A 17,754-nucleotide genomic window follows, 5' to 3' on the forward strand; every position below is an offset into this window, starting at 1 on the left:
TGTGCGTCTCCTTTTATTTTTTTAGTTCTAGAGTGAGTTTAATTGTTCAGTAATGGCGTGCTCTGCACATTCAATGTCTTGTGCTTCTGTTGCGCCAGAAACGCCTATAGAGCCGAATAATTTACCTTCTACAATGATGGGAATGCCGCCGCCTAGGTAAGTGAAATTCTCTTCTCTTAATAAGGCGCTCATGGTATCGGGTTTGTGTTTGAGTCTTTCTTGCCAATTGAAACTCGGAATCTTAAAGCTGGCGGCTGTGTAAGCTTTTTTTCGAGCAATAGAAAGTGCATGAAGAGGTGCGTTGTTCATGCGTACAGAAGCTAACTCAACGCCTGCTGGCGTAACTACAACAACGCCAACAGAAACGCCGAGCTGGTGAGCATGCTGAGTGACCGCAACACACATTTTGATAGCGGCTTCATAACTAAGTTCTTGGGTTTGTATTATTGACGTCATCTTGTTTGATCCATGTTGGTTGGGCTTTATTCGTGAATATTGGATTTTCTAAACTCACTTGGTGTGAGCCCTGTTTTTATTTGAAAAAAACGCGAAAAATAAGAGGGGTCTAAATAGCCCAATTCATAGGACAACTCGTTAAAGCTTTGATTGCTATGAAGAATGTGTCGTTTCGCTTCCAAAATCACACGGCTATTAATGAGTACTTTAGGAGGTGAACCTGTCACTTTTTTGCAAATGTAATTTAAGCGGCTTTCATTAATGTCGAGCTCTTGGCAATAGAAGGCGATGGACTTTTCTGTTTTGTAGTGGCTTTCAATCAGCTGATTGAAATGCTTATAGATTTCTACTTCGTGACGGTTACTGCTGTTGGCTTTTGGGTCTGATTCAGAGAGACGAAAAACATTCAATAATAAGACTTTTATCAGACCTTGAATGACATCGTCTTTATGGCTGTGGTTAGCCGTCCATTCTGCTTTGATCATGTTAACTAATGATAAGGTGGCATCAAAAATGTGTTGCTGATCAGCTTTGACTTCATTGGCAGTAATACAGCTGGGTAGAAGTAGGAAGCGATTTTCATCTAGAGTCCTGAGTTCTGACACCAGGTTACTAATAAGAGAATGGTGCAGCGTTAAGACATAACCGGGTGCATTAACCTCTGTCAGAAAGGCATGAGGAGTCGCTGGTGGCGTATAGAAGATAGCGCATCCGTTTGTTTTATAGAGATTTTGGTCAATGTTGAATTGAGTCTTGCCCGTGAGTACAAAATGGATTTGGCAAAAGTCGGCATGCATATGCACAGGCATATCACGGCCAAAAAAATCCGCCATCGCTCCTAGCTGGTCAAAATGAATGTCAGCATCACGATATTTACTATCGTAATCTTGGCCGATTTGCAGATTGGGGATCCACTCTTTGATCATGGCTCTTTACCTTACGACACTGTTTTAAGGTGCAATCTTTTAGAAAAAGAAAGGGTTAGTAGACTCAGTTTAATAAACCGAGTCACCGCCATTATCAGTATCGGTTGACGAGGTAGAGAACTTATCGACAAGGCTTTTGGTGCTGTTCATTAATAAACCGGTGTCACTGCCTACCGCAACGAATAAAGCACCTTGCTCGATGTAGCGTTTGGCTTGTGCTTCAGCCGCCATCAAAATACCGGGCGCTTTGTTCTTGGCAATAATCTTAGCAATGCTGGCTTCGATAACAGCAACCACTTCTGGGTGATTTGGTTGACCTATAAAACCCATAGAAGCACTTAAATCGGCAGGCCCGATGAACACACCGTCTACACCTTCTACCTCTAAAATAGCGTCTAGAGCGTCTACACCCGCTAGGGTTTCAATTTGCACTAGCACACAGATTTCATCGTTTGCGGTGGTTAAATAATCAGGTGTTCTGTTGAATTGCGAGGCACGAGCCAATGCGCTACCCACGCCTCGAATCCCTTGTGGTGGGTAGCGAGTGGCTTTCACCACTTGTTCGGCTTGTTCTGCGCTGTCTATCATCGGCGCTAGAATGGTTTGTACCCCAAGATCGAGAATTTGCTTTAAGCTGACATGGTCAGCCCATGCAGGGCGTACAATCGGATGGCTATGGTAAGGCGCAATGGCTTGCAACTGACCCACCATAGTTTGCAGAGTGTTCGGTGCATGTTCGCCATCTATTAATAGCCAATCAAATCCAGCGGAAGCGATAAGTTCTGCTGTGTAAGAGTTGGCAAGGCCAAGCCATAAACCAATTTGTGTTTCACGGTTTTTAAGAGCAATCTTAAATTCGTTTTTTGGCGCGCTCATCCGATTATCCTCATGTTATTGTTATTTTTATCGGTTATTTAAAGTGACAAGAAACAGTCCCTAATGGGCCATAATCGACAGTAAAGGTATCGCCTTTTCTAGCTGCCGTTGGACGTGTAAAAGAACCACCTAAAATAATTTGGCCTGCTTCTAGTTCCACATCAAATGGCGCTAATTTATTTGCTAACCAAGACACGCCATTAGCAGGGTGATTCAATACACCAGCGGCAACGCCTGTTTCTTCTACTATGCCGTTACGCATCATGATGGCCGATACCCAGCGTAGGTCCATTTCATCCATTTTAATGGGACGTCCACCTAGGATAATGGCGGCATTAGCGGCATTGTCTGAAATCGTATCGTATACCAAACGAGGGCGCTTGGTTTCTGGGTCGATAGACTGACTACGTGCATCAATCAGCTCAAGTGCAGGTACCACGTAATCTGTTGCGTTATACACATCGAACATGGTGCAGTTAGGGCCTTTTAATGGCTTTTTCAGGATGAAGGCTAATTCCACTTCAATGCGTGGCACGATGAATTTGCTGGTATCGATCTCGCAACCGTCGTGATAGAGCATATCGTCAAGCAATGTGCCGTAATCTGGCTCGTCAATTTGCGAGCTAAGCTGCATGGCGCGTGACGTTAAGCCTATTTTGTGACCAATGATGGTTCGGCCTTCTGCTAGCTTGATTTTTAGCCATTCGCTTTGAATCGCATAAGCGTCATCAATATCGATATTTGGGTATTCCAGTGATATCTGGCGTATTTGCACACAATCCTTTTCGGCTTGGTGTAAGTTTTGTGCGCATTTTTTAATAATGTCTGCTGATAACATAGTAGCTTCCTTTTTATTTTTGTTAGCGTCTGTTGTTGAGCTTAACGAGCAAGGCTATTTACGTATTCTGTTTCAGAAATAATGGTATTTTTCAGTACACCAACCCCTTCTACTTCAACAATAACCTCATCACCTGGGTAAACATGAGCAAGGCCTTCTGGAGTACCTGTAAAAATCATGTCACCCGGTGTGAGTGTCATGATGTTACTCAGGTAAGACACCAAATAAGGCACATTGAAAATCAAATCTTTAGTAGAGCCTTCTTGTTTAAGTTCACCGTTTATATAAGTTTTAATCGTCAGGTTATGAGGATCAGGTATTTCGGATGCATCGATAATATAAGGGCCGACTGGAGTACAAGTATCGCGGCTCTTTACGCGAAGGTTTGGACGGTAATAGTTTTCCAAATAGTCACGAATGGCGTAGTCATTACCGACTGTATAACCGCCCACATACTCCATGGCATCTTCTAGGGAAACGTTTTTCGCTTCTTTACCAATAACCACCACAAGCTCACATTCATAGTGCATGTAATCTATGTTGTCTGGCTGATAGGTTTTTTGATTATGACCGATTAATGTATTGCTGGATTTTAAGAAGACCAAAGGTTCGTCAGGCGCTTTAAAAGACAGCTCGGCAGCGTGGTCTGCGTAGTTAATCGCCAATACGAATGCTTTACCTTCACAAGGCGGTAACCAAGTAAAAGTGCCTTCATCTAAAACAGCCCCTTGCTCGGTAACCACTTGATTGTCGTCGTTGACGGTGACATTTAGCGTTTCTTCATTAAGTAAGATTTTTGCGCGTTTCATGGTGATCACTCCTTATTCTGCTGCTACTGGGTTAACAAGACGGCCAACTTTTTCGATTTCGACCATGACCACATCGTCTGCCTTGATTTCAAGGTTTTCGGTGCGCAGCGGTGTGCCAGCGATAATCATGTCGCCAACGTCTAGAGTGATAAAACTGCTTATATAAGCGATGACTTTTTCGATGCTATGAACCATTTGATTGGTGCTGGTTTCATGGCAAAGGGTGTCATTTACATAGGTTTTAATGGCTAAATCTTGAGGCGTGTCGACGTCTGCAGCATCAACGACCCAAGGGCCAATTGGGCAGAAAGTGTCACGACATTTTGCCTTTACAGCAGGTCGGTAAAAAGAAGTCTCGGCAAGGCTAACTTCATTTACTATGGTGTAGCCTTTCACGTAGTTAAGCGCGGTTTCTTCCGTTACACGGCAGGCTTTCTTACCGATAACGATTCCCAGTGATGGCCCAGCAAACACAGCGCCCATGTTCTCAGGAACTCGAATACTCTCGCCATAACCAATATGCGTGTTGTCGGTTTTGATATGCAAAACGGGGGTTTTAGGTGGACTCACGTGCGGCTTTTCGTTGAAATCGGCTTCTAACGACTGATAGAGCACTTTGTCATTTAAAGCCACGCCTATTACCGCACCATTCACAGCAGGGAGTAGGTTCTTTTCAAGTGGAATCTGAAAAGCTGCTTGAGCTTGTAGATTAAGGACTTCGTTGTTTTTTCTTATTTTATAGTGGAGCATGAGATTGCTATCCTAAATGTGCTTAACATGTTAACTATATTTCACTAAACCTTACCCTATGTCAACTCAAAAAAAACGCTCAAAATAATTATTTCTTCTCCCTATGAGGCTTGACAATTTATCTGATGAGGAATAATTTACTTAACATGTTAATGAGTTTTGTCCTGTGGTTTTTGTATTACTTAGCTTTTTATGAGGTACGAAGGTCGCGGTGAAGATAAAAAATCTGCTTTGAGAGGCTATAAAAATGATAAAAAACTTAATCAATGGCAAATGGGTTGAAAGTAAAGAAACCTTCCAGACATTTAATCCAGCAACAGGCGAAGTGCTTGCTGAAGTGGCACATGCTTCAGACGCTCAAGTGGCCGAAGCAGTAGCAGCGGCGAAAGCGGCGTTTCCTGCTTGGGCAAATATGCCGGTGGCGAAGCGTTCCAAAATCATTACCAAATTAGGGGATTTGATTGCTGACAATGTGGAAGAGTTGGCGCAAATGGAAACCGCTGATACAGGTTTGCCTCTTTACCAAACACAAAATGCACTGGTGCCTCGCGCTTCGAGTAATTTCTATTTCTTTGCTGACATGGCAAAGCAAATGAATGGTCATACTTATCCTGTGGACGATCAAATGTTGAACTATTCTTTGTATCAGCCAACGGGGGTTTGTGCGCTTATTTCCCCTTGGAATGTCCCTTTCATGACGGGCACTTGGAAAACGGCGCCTTGTTTAGCTTTGGGTAACACTGCGGTTATGAAGCAATCTGAACTTTCTCCATTGACCACCGATTTTCTAGGTAAACTGGCGATGGAAGCTGGTGTTCCAGCAGGTGTGTTTAACGTGGTTCATGGCTTTGGTGCGACCACAGGTAATGCTTTGATCACTAACCCTGATGTGGCAGCAATTTCTTTTACCGGCGGTACTTCAACGGGTAAACATATTATTTCCACTGCGGGCTTGAAGAAGTTTTCTATGGAGTTGGGTGGTAAATCTCCGGTGATGATTTTTGATGACTGCGATTATGACCGCGCTCTTGATGCGGCGGTCTTTGGTATTTTTTCTATCAATGGTGAGCGCTGTACTGCGGGTTCACGTATTTTCGTACAAGAAACCATTTACGATAAATTCTGTGAAGACTTTGCAGCCCGTGCGAACAAGATTGAAGTGGGCGATCCTACGGAGATGAATACCAAAGTGGGTTCATTGATCAGTCAACAGCATTGGGAAAAAGTCACGGGCTATATCAAAATAGGTATTGAAGAAGGCGCAACCTTGATTGCTGGTGGCCCTGAAAAACCAACAGCAGAATTGCCTGATCATTTAAAAGGTGGCCATTTTGTTCGTCCAACAGCGTTTCGTGATGTAACCAATGATATGCGCATCGCTCGTGAAGAGATTTTTGGCCCGGTTGCGGTATTGATTCCGTTTAAAGACGAAGAAGACGTGATTCGTATGGCCAACGATAACGATTATGGCTTGGCGTCTTATTTATGGACTCAAGACAATGGCAAGGTGCATCGTATTGCGCGTCGTATTGAAGCGGGTATGTTATTTGTGAATAGCCAAAACGTACGAGATTTACGTACACCATTTGGCGGCATGAAAGCCTCTGGTACGGGGCGTGAAGGCGGTGAATACAGCTACGAAATTTTCTGCGAACCGAAAAATGTGTGTATCAGCATGGGAAGCCATCATATTCCGAAATGGGGCGTCTGATTTTTAAATACGATTATTTAGAAAGGCGCTTTTAGATTTTTCTGTTTTGGAGGAATGTATGCCACATTTTGTTATTGAATACTCAGCGAATTTGGAAGACCGTCTGGACTTCCAACCGCTTTTTAAAGCGTTTCATGAGTATGTTGTTTCAACGGGGGCGTTTCCATTAGGTGGTGTGCGCAGTCGTGCGATTCGTTGCGATGATTATCGTATTGCAGATGGTCGAGAAGATTTTGCCTTACTCAATTTGACGCTCAAAATTGGCCATGGTCGTAGTATGGAATTACGACAGGAAGTCGCAGAGAGAGTGTTTGAGATACTTTGCGATTGGATGAAACCGATTACTGATACGAGTTATTGTCAGATCTCATTCGAATTAACGGAATTACACCCAGTTCTTAAATTTAATAAAAATAATATTCACCCTCTATTTAAATAGAGTGAAACCGGTACTTAAGGTTTTAGAGTGTGAAAAATTAAGAGGATTTACCAATGGGTAAGTTAGCATTAGCTGCAAAAATTACGCATGTACCTTCCATGTATCTTTCGGAATTGGATGGCCCTAGAAAAGGCACTCGCCAAGCTGCCATTGATGGTCATTATGAAATCGCTCGCCGTTGCAAAGAACTCAATGTCGATACCATTGTGGTATTTGATACCCATTGGTTGGTGAATGCCAATTATCACATTAACTGTGCGCCACACTTCAAAGGCACTTACACTAGTAACGAATTACCGCATTTTATTAAGAACATGGATTATGAGGTGTATGGTAACCCTGAGCTGGGTAAGATCATTGCCAAAGTGTGTAACGATCAAGGGGTAGAAACCTTAGCTCACGATGAAACTACCCTAGCGCCAGAATACGGTACGCTCGTCCCCATGCGTTACATGAACCAAGATCTGCATTTTAAAGTCATTTCCGTTTCGGCCTTATTAACCGTCCACTACCTCAACGACTCGGCTCGTTTTGGTTGGGCGCTGCGTGAAGCTATCGAAAAGCATTACGATGGTAACGTCGCCATCTTAGCCAGTGGCTCCTTGTCTCACCGTTTTGCTCAAAATGGCAGCGCCCCTGATTTTGCCCATAAAATTTGGAGTCCTTTCTTGGAATCTCTGGATGAATCTGTGGTGAAAATGTGGGAACACGCAGAATGGAAAACCTTTTGTGACATGCTGCCTGAATACGCAGCCAAAGGCCACGGCGAAGGGTTTATGCATGATACCGCTATGTTGTTAGGTGCGCTTGGTTGGTCGGATTACGATCAGAAAGTAGAAGTGCTGACACCGTATTTTGGCGCTTCTGGCACGGGACAAATCAATGCGATTTTTCCTGTTTCCCCACAAACCGGTGATGCTGTACCCAAGCCTCAAGCATCGGTGGAAAATGAAACTTTCACCTATGGTAAAAGCCGTTTGTGATTTGAACGACTTGGTGCATTTTGATGATACAAGCCCCAGAGTTAAAGCATTTCGCGACGCTAAAAGTAGAAATTGAGACACCGCAAGAAATCGGTGTTTCAATTCATGGTGAGCGTCGTGTTATCCCGATTACGGGTGGCACGGTACAAGGGAATGGTTGGCAAGGGAAAGTGTTAAGAGGTGGTGCGGATTACCAATTAATACTGACGCCAAGATTGACTCATCTCGATGCGCGATATGCCATTGAGCTAGATAATGGTGACTTGATCTACATCCACAATAAAGCCATTCGAGTGGCCTCGGCGGAAGTAACGCAGAAAATAAAAACAGGTGTGCCTGTTGACCCTGAGTTGATTTACTTTCGCTGTCACCCTGTGTTCGAAACTAGCTCTTCTTCCATGCAATGGATAACAGAGCGGCTTTTTGTAGGAACAGGAGTTCGTCGGCCGGATCTGGTTGAACTGCAAATTTTTGAAGTGATGTAGCTTTTAGAAGGTATGTCAGATTAGAACAATCACTAAGTATCATGTAATGAATGGCTAAAGGAAAAATATAGAAGGAACCATAGTTTTTTTCTTTCTATCCTTTTTGGATTTTAGTTAACATGATAACTAAATTACAATAATAATTAGATCATATTTTGGAGTCTCCATGAGTAAAAGTGGATGGATAGAAAAGCATTATCCAGAACCTAATCTTTATCGTTGGATCGGCCTTACATTGGAAGGCATAGCAGCGACGGTGTTGTTATTGCTCGTGCTGCTAACCTGTTTTGATGTCGCGGGTCGCTATGTTTTTAATAACTCCATTGATGGTGCTGTTGAGCTGACTCAAATCGGCTTAGCTATTATGGTATTTGCTCAAATGCCAATCATTACTTGGCGCGGTAGCCATGTTGTTGTGGACCTGTTGGATCACCTACTAGGCAACCGTATCGTCAAAATTCTCGCTATTTTCTCTGTGTTTATTGTCTCTACCGCATTTTACTTTTTAGCTGTTCGGATTTACCAACTGGCGGAACGTTCTTTGCGTCGTGGGGAGCTGACGGAATATTTGGGGTTACCTGCTGGGCATATTGCTCAATACATTGCCTTAATGAGCTGGGTCACGGCGGCATGCATGCTGACCTATGGCGCTTATCGGGTGCTGAAAGAGAAGAATGAATCCCAACAGCTTGGAGAATAGCGTGTCAGTTGTATTAATTGGTTTTGCCGTACTGTTAGTGTTGATCTTGGTATTACGTATGCCCATTGCTTTTGCGATGGGAATTGTCGGTTTTTTTGGTTTTGCCATGTTGCAAGGGCTTGGTTTCGATAATCTCTTTTCGTTTCGTTGGACTGCCCCTCTTACTCTTGCCTCCAACAGGGTGGTTGAAACAGTGCAGGAATACAGTTTGTCTGTGATTCCCTTGTTTATTTTAATGGGGAATATTGTTACTCGATCGGGCCTTTCTCAAGAATTATATAACGCCTCTTATGCCTTTTTGGGTCATCGAAAAGGTGGTCTTGCCATGTCTACCGTATTGGCTTGCGGCGGCTTCTCGGCGATTTGTGGTTCCAGCTTGGCTACCTCGGCCACCATGGCGAAAGTGGCCATGCCACCGATGCGTAAGTTTGGTTACTCAGATAGCTTGGCGACGGCGTCCATTGCGGCTGGAGGAACGCTAGGAATTTTGATTCCACCGAGTGTGATTCTGGTTATTTATGGTTTATTAACAGAATCGAGTATTCGCGAATTATTCGCTGCTGGCTTTATTCCTGGCATATTGGGGATTGTTCTGTATATGGCAGCGGTGCGTTATGTGGTTTGGCGAAACCCAGCTGCCGGCCCTGCCGGCGAGCGTATGACCTTTAAAGAGCGTATCACTGCTTTAAAGGGAATTTGGGGGGTGTTGGTACTCTTTACCATAGTAATGGGTGGCATTTATCTGGGCGTTTTTACGCCAACTGAAGCCGCTGGTATTGGTGCGGGTGGGGCGTTAATGATTGGTTTTGCTCGTCGTAGCTTGAGCCTTCTAGGGGTATACGAAACACTGATTGATACGGCGAGAACCTCGGCTATGTTATTTAGTGTGGTGATTGGTGCGCTGATCTTTTCTGATTTTATTAACCGTGCTGGTTTGCCAGATATGTTACTGAATTTTGTCACTGGGTTGGAGGTTGCTCCTATCGTGGTGATTCTCGCGATCCTATGTATTTATGTTGTGCTTGGGATGGTATTTGAAAGCCTTTCAATGCTGTTACTGACGGTGCCTGTTTTCTACCCATTAGTGGCTGATTTAGGTTTTGATCTTGTTTGGTTCGGTATTGTTGTGGTGGTGGTGACTGAAATCAGTTTGATTACCCCGCCTGTGGGGATGAATGTGTTTGTATTAAGTGCAGTATTAAAAGATGTAAAAGCAGGGACGATTTTTAAAGGCGTAACGCCTTTTTGGTGTGTGGATATTATTCGGTTATTGATCATTGTTTTTGTTTTTCAAGTATCGATGTTCTTACCCGAGTTATTGTATCGCTAAAGATTTAGAAAACGTCGTTATGAGTTTGTCATAAACTTGATAACGGTAAATATGAGTCATAAAAATAGGAATAATAAATATGATGAACATTAAGAAAAGTCTACTTTGTGTTGCTGCTGGTGCTGTCTTCTCCCTTTCTGCTGTGGCAGCAGAAACCACAATACGGGTAGCGACTTGGTTACCGCCGACAAACCCTCAAAATGCCATCGTGTGGCCGACTTGGAAACAGTGGGTGGAAGAGGCGACAGAAGGTCGCGTTGAAGTAATCATTGAAAACTATACGTCTCACCCTAAGACGATTTTTGATGCGGTAGAAGATGGTGTTTACGATGCTGGTTTTACGGTTAATGCTTATCTTCCTGGCCGCTTTAAGCTATCTAGTGTGGCTGAAATTCCGGGTGAGATCACCGATGCAGAAACGGGGTCTGTGGCGCTATGGAGAACCTATAAAGACTACTTTGAATCCGCCAATGAGTATGAAGGTTTACACTTATTAGCCTTGTTTGTTCATGGACCAGGACAGCTTCATACCAAATTTCCTGTTAATGCTATCAGCGACTTAAAAGGCAAAAAAATGCGTGTTGGTGGTGGTTTGATCAACGACCTTGCAGAACGTTTAGAAGTGACACCAGTCTCTGCGTCGGCGCCTAAGTCCTATGAAATGATGCAGCAAGGTGTGGTGGATGGCACCTTCTTACCAGCGCAAGAGCAGAAGTTCTTTCGTCTAAGCGAAGTGAGCACGGACCTAACGCTATTTCCTAAAGGCTTATATACCACCGCATTTAGTATTGTGATCAACCCTGAAGTGTTCGAAAGTCTTAGTAAGAAAGATCAACAAGCGATCATGAAGGCGTCAGGTGAAAAACTGTCGCGGTTATCAGGTGCTGCTTGGGGACAGGCCGATATCAATGGTGTCTTGGAAGCGAAAGAAAAAGGCGTCAATGTGGTTATCCTTTCTGAAGATGATCAACGAGTAAAAGATTTAGACAAACTGGCTGAAGGGATCGATCAAATTTGGGTTGACTCGGTTGCTGATCGTGATGTTGATGCGGAAGCGGCCTTGGCAGGTTTCCGAAAATACGTTACTGACATTAACAGCAAAAAATAAATAATCTTAGACTGGTCCTACTATGTTATTTAAAGTGCTCGGCTGCATGAACAGGCAGTCGAGCACTTTTTTATGTTTATGTATCAGACTTTCCATATAAGCCTTTTGTGGTGGCAAAAAGCCGAGTGAGTCCAAATAAGGATTCAATATTGGGGGATTCAATTCCCAATCTCTGTGAGAGTTCATAAACAATGCCCAGAATAGAATCGAGCTCGATGGCTCGACCATTTTCAACGTCTTGAAGCATGGAGGTTTTGAAGGCACCTAGTTTTTCTGTTCCTAAGTGTCGAGTCTCTGGGTCTTCGCTTATTTTACAACCTATGTGCTCACCGATAATGGCCGCTTCATTCATTATTGCAGAGCAATATTTTCGCACGAGAGGGTCTTGTAATATTTTATCGGCGGTGGCCCCTGTAATGGCGCTGACAGGGTTGGTGGTCATGTTTCCCCAGAGTTTGAACCAAATTTCAGCACGAATATTATCGGAATGTTTACTCTCAAAACCTGCGTCCGACAAGATGTCGGCGAGCATTTGAACTCTTTCTGACTTACCACCTTTGGGCTCTCCAATGATGAGTGTATTTCCTGCTTTGTGCTGAATAACCCCAGGCTCTTTGCGGATCGCTGCCGCATGGACGACCAAGCCAATGATGTTTTCATAGGGAATGGCTAAGCTATGTTGTCCTTTGGGATTTACCGATTGAAAAGGGCGGTGAGATGATTCTTCAAGGTCACGGAAAAACCACCAAGGAATGCCATTCATAGCAGAAACGACCAATGTATTCTCGTCAATGAGTGGTGCTAAGGTGGGTAAAACTTGAGGTAGGGCTGGGGTTTTAAGTGCGATGAAAACAATATCTTGTAGACCTAACTCAGCAGTAGAATCTGAAGCAAAACAAGGTGACTGAATCGTTTCGCCATCTTGCTCTAAACGCCATCCGTGCTTATTTAAAGCATGCACGCTTTCCCCTCGTGCTAGGGCATTTACCGTAAAATCTTTGTTCATTGCTAGACGAGCACCGATAAAACCGCCTATTGCCCCAGTACCTACGATACATATTTTCATTTAATGGACCTTTTTTATCTCAATGTGTTGTTTTTGTTCTAATCGCAGCATGTTAGGAAATGCATGCTGATAGCAAAACACTAAAAATTATGGTGGTGATCATGGGTTTTTATCGGGCTGTATCATTGTTGCCAATAGAACCGCCTAGATTCTCGCAGAACCGCGTCTCTTCAAGGTCTTAGTCCTCAATTTAAATAATAAGTGCGAAGAGGTCAGAGGCTATGGAGAAGTTACTAATGTGGTAGCTAAAAAATTGGTTTCTGATAAATAGAGACCTTTGCACGACTACTGCGCTCACCAATACAGTGTTAAAAATAGACTCAAAAATGCTTATAACCCATAAACTCCGCTTTTTCGTCTATTTTGCCTCGTCTTGGCTTTGCTCGCGACGTCGTGCAAAGGTCTCAAATAAAAGGAATTTCCACATTTATAGGTTTAGACACTCAATTTTCGTCAATAAAAAACGTATTAAATTGAGCAAGGGTGAAGATTTTAATAAGAATATTTTATGGCATATAGATTGATTAGTTGGTACTGTTTACAAAAGTATACAAAGCTTGTCTGATCATGGAGTGATATTACAATATGCTTAAGTCCTTTTTTAAAAAACTATTTCTATTCAGAAAAAAATCCTTCTATTCTCTACTCCATCATATTAAAAAACATATTCTCTTTGTCAGTTTATGTTGCTTGTCTATCAGCTCTGCCTCGTTCGCCGCAACATTAGCAGGCAGTCTGCAAGGCAAGTTTTCGATTAATGATCACGGTGCCGCTATCTACTCAATAGGCGTTGCTGTACCACCAGGGGTTGGTGGTTTAGAACCCACATTATCACTAGAATACAACAGCCAATCTAAAGGTGGACTTTTAGGTGTCGGCTGGAATTATGCCAGCCTAACGACTATTTCGCGCTGTGGTCAAAGCAAAGCCATTGAAGGGAGTTTTTTTACCCCAGGCATTCATTTTGATTATGGTGATAGGTATTGCTTAAATGGCGAAAGGTTGATTACCGACGGAACCTATGGCGCCAATGGCACTACCTATGCCACTGAAACCGACAAATGGCTAAAAGCAGAATCTGTTGGCTCCTGCGGTAACGGTCCTTGTACTTTTTTGGTGGCAGACGCTCAAGGCACAAAGCATGTTTATGGCGGCGACAGTAATACAGGCCTATTTAAGGCCATTGGCCGTGATGAACGCCTGTATTTTCCTCTCACCAGTTCGACGGATAGAAATGGCAATGTCATTAACTACCAGTACCAGCTTTTTGCGGATGGTGAAGTGCTGTTAACAGCCATTGAATATAATCAAAATAAGGTTGTTTTTAACTATGAAGCTCGGCCGGACACGTCCCACCACTACTTGGCTGGGCAATTATATAAAAGCACTCAACGTTTGACGTCGATTACTACCTATGCCTCTTCTTCCCTTGTTCAAACCTATCAATTAAGTTACGACACCAGCCCAACCACCGAGCGTAGCCGAATAACCTCGATACAGCGTTGTGGTAACAATGATTGCCTGCCGGTCACCGTATTTGACTATAAAGAGAGTGCCTTAACCGGATTGACTTCTATATCTAATGTTTCAGTCGGAGGTTGGAGTGATGTGGGCAGTTCACACCAGCGTAGGTATTTATCTTTCGACCATGACTTAGATGGGAAAACAGACCTTATTGAGATCTTTAAAGATGGTGGTAAGGCTGGTGCCACGGTTTGGTTTAAAGGGGATGTGGGTTTTCATGCTGGGCCCATTTCTGATATAGGCGATTGGGCGGATATTGGCAGTAGTTATCAACGTGAGTACCTGGTGATGGACCATGACCGTGATGGCCGCACAGATATTATTGAATTGTATGAATCTGATGGATCAACTGGAGCCAAAGTATGGCGTAATTCAGGTTCTGGTTTTGAATCTGGTCCTCAATCAGAGGTTGGTGGTTGGGCGAGTATAGGCTCTGCACATCAGCGACGCCATCTTGTATTTGATGCCAATAAAGATGGCTGGACTGATATCGTCGAATTATACAGACACGAGAACTCGTACACCGCTGCCAAGCTGTGGTTGAATCAGCAGGGTAATGGTTTTGCTGGAAATAACCTAGACACTTCTTATGTGGGGAACTGGTCTGATGTAAACAGCGAGAAGGCGAGGCGCTACCTTACTGTTGACGCCAATGGCGACGGCATGACAGATATACTAGAGATATATCACCTAGATGGCAAAACGTGGGTATCCAGATTTATAAGCCATGGCGCTGGATTTAATTTTGATGGTAATACTTTACTTGATGATTGGGTTGACCTTGGTGCCGCCAATGGCCACCAATTCTACCCCATGGACGTCAATGGCGACGGCTTGCAAGACTTGGTTAAACTCTACCAAAAAGGCAGTAATGAAACTGGCGCGAGCATTTTTTGGAATACCGGAACACAATTTGTAAAAAACAGTGCAGATTCAGGCCTTGGCAATTGGAAAAATACCGACAGTTCAGAGTCTAATGCTAATCTCTATTTACCGATGGATGTCAATGGTGATGGTAGGGCTGATTTAGTAAAACTTTATGAGTACGGCCTGACGACAACCCGTGCCGAAATGTGGTACGGCTCAAATGATGGCTTTATTCAAGGCGTTAATTTTCATCTGGGTGACAGGTCTAGTACCAACGCACCAGACGCACGCCGTTATTTGCCGATGGATACCAATGGCGATGGTTTAGCCGAAATTGTCGAATTGTATAAATACAATGACGATAATACCCACGCATCAATTTTGCAATTCGATCTCCAAGCGGATCAAGACCAGATAATCGCCATCACCGATGGGCTAGGGGAACAAACCACCATCACTTACAGCCCACTGAGCAACCCTGAGGTGTATAGCCGAGATAAGTCGGTTAGTGGTGAAGAGAGCAACGCCGCTTGGCGAAATATCACCTTCCCCTTGCAGGTCGTTCAGCAACATCAGGTCAAGCGTTCTGCTTCCGCCGATTGCAGTGCCTTAGATGCCATCAATGATGCCCAAAGTGACACAATAGACACTGGCTGTTACCAGTTTACCTACCAGTATGAAGAAGCCATAGCGGACCTTGATCGTGGTTGGCAAGGCTTTAAACGTCTGATGATCACGGATGAGCAATACAATACGGAAGTGACCCAAACGTATTCGGTTGATTACCCTTTGACGGGGCGTTTACTTAATAAAACCACCAGAGAGGCGGATACTCAAAACCTGATGAGCAGAGAAGAATATGCTTATCATACTTGCCGTGGCGATTCTGATTCTTATGGCCATTGTAAGAGCCTGCCAAGTAGGGCCCATCGCGTGTTCTTAGATGACAAGTCGCTGCATCATTATACTTTGGGTACGCCCAATTATACGCTTATGACGCGTTATGGTTATTATCAACCTCACCTCAGTAATGGTCAGCCTATTACCGTAACCTATGATGGTGATGCCAAGCTTGCTGAAGGTGATGGGGCCAATACTCTCTGCTATCAGTTTGCTAGCGCCACAGACGAGCAATGGTGGAAACGCTCCTTTGCTACCCATATTAAGCAAACCCATTGGCAGTATGGGAATTGCTTTAGTGCTGCCACTGCTTGGAGTACGGCCTTTGACTTAAACTGGAAGACATTTGCCTTTGATGAGCAGATGAACGTGGTGAGTAAAAGTGTGTATTTGGACAAAACCTCTTCCGGTGATCTGAGTGGTCATTGGCTGACGACGACTTCCACTTACGATGGGTACGGTAACCTGCTGACACAAACTCAGCCGACCGGGTTAGTGACTGAATTTTTGTATGACGCCACCCATACCTTTGTGAAGGAACAAAGTTCAATAGGGGCCGGATTAACCCTCACCTCAACGTTTGAATACGATGCGGGAACCGGGCAGCGAATACTAGAAACTAGCCCACAGGGCTTTCAATCCAAATTCATTCTGGATGACGTTGGTCGGGCGATAGAAATCCAGCAAACAGGGCCAGATGGCAGCTTGGTGACCATGGCGACCAGGACCTACCAGAAATCACCCACACAAACTGACCGAATTGAGGTGATAACGCGCCATCGTAAAGATTGGAATAATGACGTGGTGAGCAGCTGGCCTAGCAGCACAAAATTGTACGATGGCATGGGCACCGCATTCGAAGCCTATAAACCCGGAGACAGTTGGCAACACACCATCACAGGTGATCAAACCTATAACCACAAGGGGCAAGTCAATAAAGCTTATTTCGCCTATCTTGGAAACAGTACCTCAGACCGAGGCGAATACAACCAATACAGCTATGATGAACATGGCCGCCTTACCCGTATAGAGTCGTCGTTTGATGGTCAGGCGACAGAGTATGACTACAACCTGCACGATGACAGGGCCATTATTAAAAAAATGGACTCGCCCGTTAGCGACGGCGCTCAGGTTACCTATAAAACGCAGCACAATACCCGTGGCAAAGTCATTGCTCAGACTGGACCATCAGGTGGCATTACCCGATATGAGTATGATCCGCTGAACCGAGTCACCAAAATCACCGACCCGCTTGGGCAACAGCGCTTTTTGACCTACAACAGCTTGGGGCAAAAGCTCAGCGATAGCACAGCAGAAACCGGCACCATGACCTACGCCTACGACAGTTACGGTCGTTTGAGCTCACAAAGCGACGCCACGGGGCGAACGGTAACGCGTACCTATGATCAACGCAGCCGAATCATTAAGCAGGTCGCGCAATACGAAAAGGGCACCACTGAGACTGGGTACACCTATAAAGACACGTCAGATATGGGACCAGCACTATTCGGACGATTATCTAGTACAAGCGTCACAACGAATGATCAAACGGTGGTAACGAATACTTATCGCTACAATCTAAAAGGGCTTAAAACCCAGCATTATTACATGATGGATTTAAATAATTCTGGGAATCCTGACGAGGTTCAAGATACTCATCTTATTGAGTTTTCCTATGATGCGATGGATCAATTGGCCTCATTAACCTACCCGGATGGTAGTGTGGTTTCTTACCATCATGGGCAAGATGACAACAACTTGCTGACCCGTGTGGACTACGACTACGCGGTTAATGATGGGGTAAATAATACTCAGGCCACCTTGGCGCATTACCAAAACTACCATGTGAATGGTAAAGCCAAAGACATCACCTATGGCAATGGCATTACCGAGACGAGGGCGTTTGATGAGATTGGGCGTTTATTAACATCTGACATTGCTAATACGTCGAATCCCTTACTACAGCGCAGCTATACATGGAATCGT

Annotated in this window: 15 protein-coding genes; 8 read left to right on the top strand and 7 right to left on the bottom strand. The window is 44.2% G+C overall.

Annotation, left to right across the window (positions count from 1 at the left end):
• Positions 1 to 27: 27 nt before the first annotated feature.
• The 6 genes from I8J31_RS18170 to I8J31_RS18195 form a co-directional block, all read right to left on the bottom strand.
• Positions 28 to 456 carry a GlcG/HbpS family heme-binding protein gene (locus I8J31_RS18170; protein WP_199470001.1) on the bottom strand — a complete coding sequence of 143 codons (429 nt, stop codon included), beginning with the start codon at positions 454 to 456 and terminating at the stop codon, positions 28 to 30.
• Positions 457 to 482: 26 nt separating this feature from the next.
• A complete protein-coding gene (gene hpaA, locus I8J31_RS18175; RefSeq protein WP_199470002.1) occupies positions 483 to 1,382 on the bottom strand; it encodes a 4-hydroxyphenylacetate catabolism regulatory protein HpaA in 900 nt (299 codons plus the stop codon).
• Positions 1,383 to 1,451: 69 nt separating this feature from the next.
• A complete protein-coding gene (hpaI, locus tag I8J31_RS18180; protein ID WP_199470003.1) occupies positions 1,452 to 2,258 on the bottom strand; it encodes a 4-hydroxy-2-oxoheptanedioate aldolase in 807 nt (268 codons plus the stop codon).
• Positions 2,259 to 2,292: 34 nt separating this feature from the next.
• Entirely contained in the window at positions 2,293 to 3,096 is an 804-nt protein-coding gene (gene hpaH, locus I8J31_RS18185) for a 2-oxo-hept-4-ene-1,7-dioate hydratase (RefSeq protein WP_199470004.1), read from the bottom strand.
• A gap of 41 nt (positions 3,097 to 3,137) precedes the next feature.
• Entirely contained in the window at positions 3,138 to 3,905 is a 768-nt protein-coding gene (locus I8J31_RS18190) for a fumarylacetoacetate hydrolase family protein (RefSeq protein ID WP_199470005.1), read from the bottom strand.
• Between the two features lie 12 nt (positions 3,906 to 3,917).
• Positions 3,918 to 4,655 carry a fumarylacetoacetate hydrolase family protein gene (locus tag I8J31_RS18195; protein WP_199470006.1) on the bottom strand — a complete coding sequence of 246 codons (738 nt, stop codon included), beginning with the start codon at positions 4,653 to 4,655 and terminating at the stop codon, positions 3,918 to 3,920.
• A gap of 247 nt (positions 4,656 to 4,902) precedes the next feature.
• Between I8J31_RS18195 and hpaE the strand changes: the two genes are divergently transcribed.
• The 7 genes from hpaE (at position 4,903) to I8J31_RS18230 (ending at position 11,411) form a co-directional block, all read left to right on the top strand.
• Entirely contained in the window at positions 4,903 to 6,366 is a 1,464-nt protein-coding gene (gene hpaE / locus I8J31_RS18200) for a 5-carboxymethyl-2-hydroxymuconate semialdehyde dehydrogenase (RefSeq protein ID WP_199470007.1), read from the top strand.
• Positions 6,367 to 6,424: 58 nt separating this feature from the next.
• Positions 6,425 to 6,805 carry a 5-carboxymethyl-2-hydroxymuconate Delta-isomerase gene (locus I8J31_RS18205; RefSeq protein ID WP_199470008.1) on the top strand — a complete coding sequence of 127 codons (381 nt, stop codon included), beginning with the start codon at positions 6,425 to 6,427 and terminating at the stop codon, positions 6,803 to 6,805.
• A gap of 53 nt (positions 6,806 to 6,858) precedes the next feature.
• Complete coding sequence (gene hpaD, locus I8J31_RS18210; RefSeq protein ID WP_199470009.1) at positions 6,859 to 7,788, top strand: 3,4-dihydroxyphenylacetate 2,3-dioxygenase; 930 nt, start codon at positions 6,859 to 6,861, stop codon at positions 7,786 to 7,788.
• A gap of 23 nt (positions 7,789 to 7,811) precedes the next feature.
• The gene (locus I8J31_RS18215) at positions 7,812 to 8,273 is read left to right on the top strand and encodes a DUF3237 domain-containing protein (protein WP_199470010.1); all 462 of its coding nucleotides are present in this window, start codon (positions 7,812 to 7,814) and stop codon (positions 8,271 to 8,273) included.
• A 166-nt stretch (positions 8,274 to 8,439) separates the two neighbouring features.
• A complete protein-coding gene (locus I8J31_RS18220) occupies positions 8,440 to 8,973 on the top strand; it encodes a TRAP transporter small permease (RefSeq protein ID WP_199470011.1) in 534 nt (177 codons plus the stop codon).
• A gap of 1 nt (position 8,974) precedes the next feature.
• A complete protein-coding gene (locus tag I8J31_RS18225; protein ID WP_199470012.1) occupies positions 8,975 to 10,303 on the top strand; it encodes a TRAP transporter large permease in 1,329 nt (442 codons plus the stop codon).
• A gap of 79 nt (positions 10,304 to 10,382) precedes the next feature.
• Positions 10,383 to 11,411, top strand: coding sequence for a TRAP transporter substrate-binding protein (locus tag I8J31_RS18230; RefSeq protein WP_233402892.1), 1,029 nt, complete (start codon positions 10,383 to 10,385; stop codon positions 11,409 to 11,411).
• A gap of 76 nt (positions 11,412 to 11,487) precedes the next feature.
• Here I8J31_RS18230 and I8J31_RS18235 read toward each other — a convergent pair whose 3' ends face one another.
• Complete coding sequence (locus tag I8J31_RS18235) at positions 11,488 to 12,477, bottom strand: 2-dehydropantoate 2-reductase (protein WP_199470013.1); 990 nt, start codon at positions 12,475 to 12,477, stop codon at positions 11,488 to 11,490.
• A 690-nt stretch (positions 12,478 to 13,167) separates the two neighbouring features.
• Between I8J31_RS18235 and I8J31_RS18240 the strand changes: the two genes are divergently transcribed.
• Positions 13,168 to 17,754, top strand: a 4,587-nt coding sequence (locus I8J31_RS18240) for a SpvB/TcaC N-terminal domain-containing protein (RefSeq protein WP_199470014.1), incomplete at its 3' end; no start/stop codon positions are given.

The organism is Marinomonas transparens (genome assembly GCF_016463975.1).
GTDB classification, from domain to species: Bacteria; Pseudomonadota; Gammaproteobacteria; order Pseudomonadales; family Marinomonadaceae; genus Marinomonas; species Marinomonas transparens.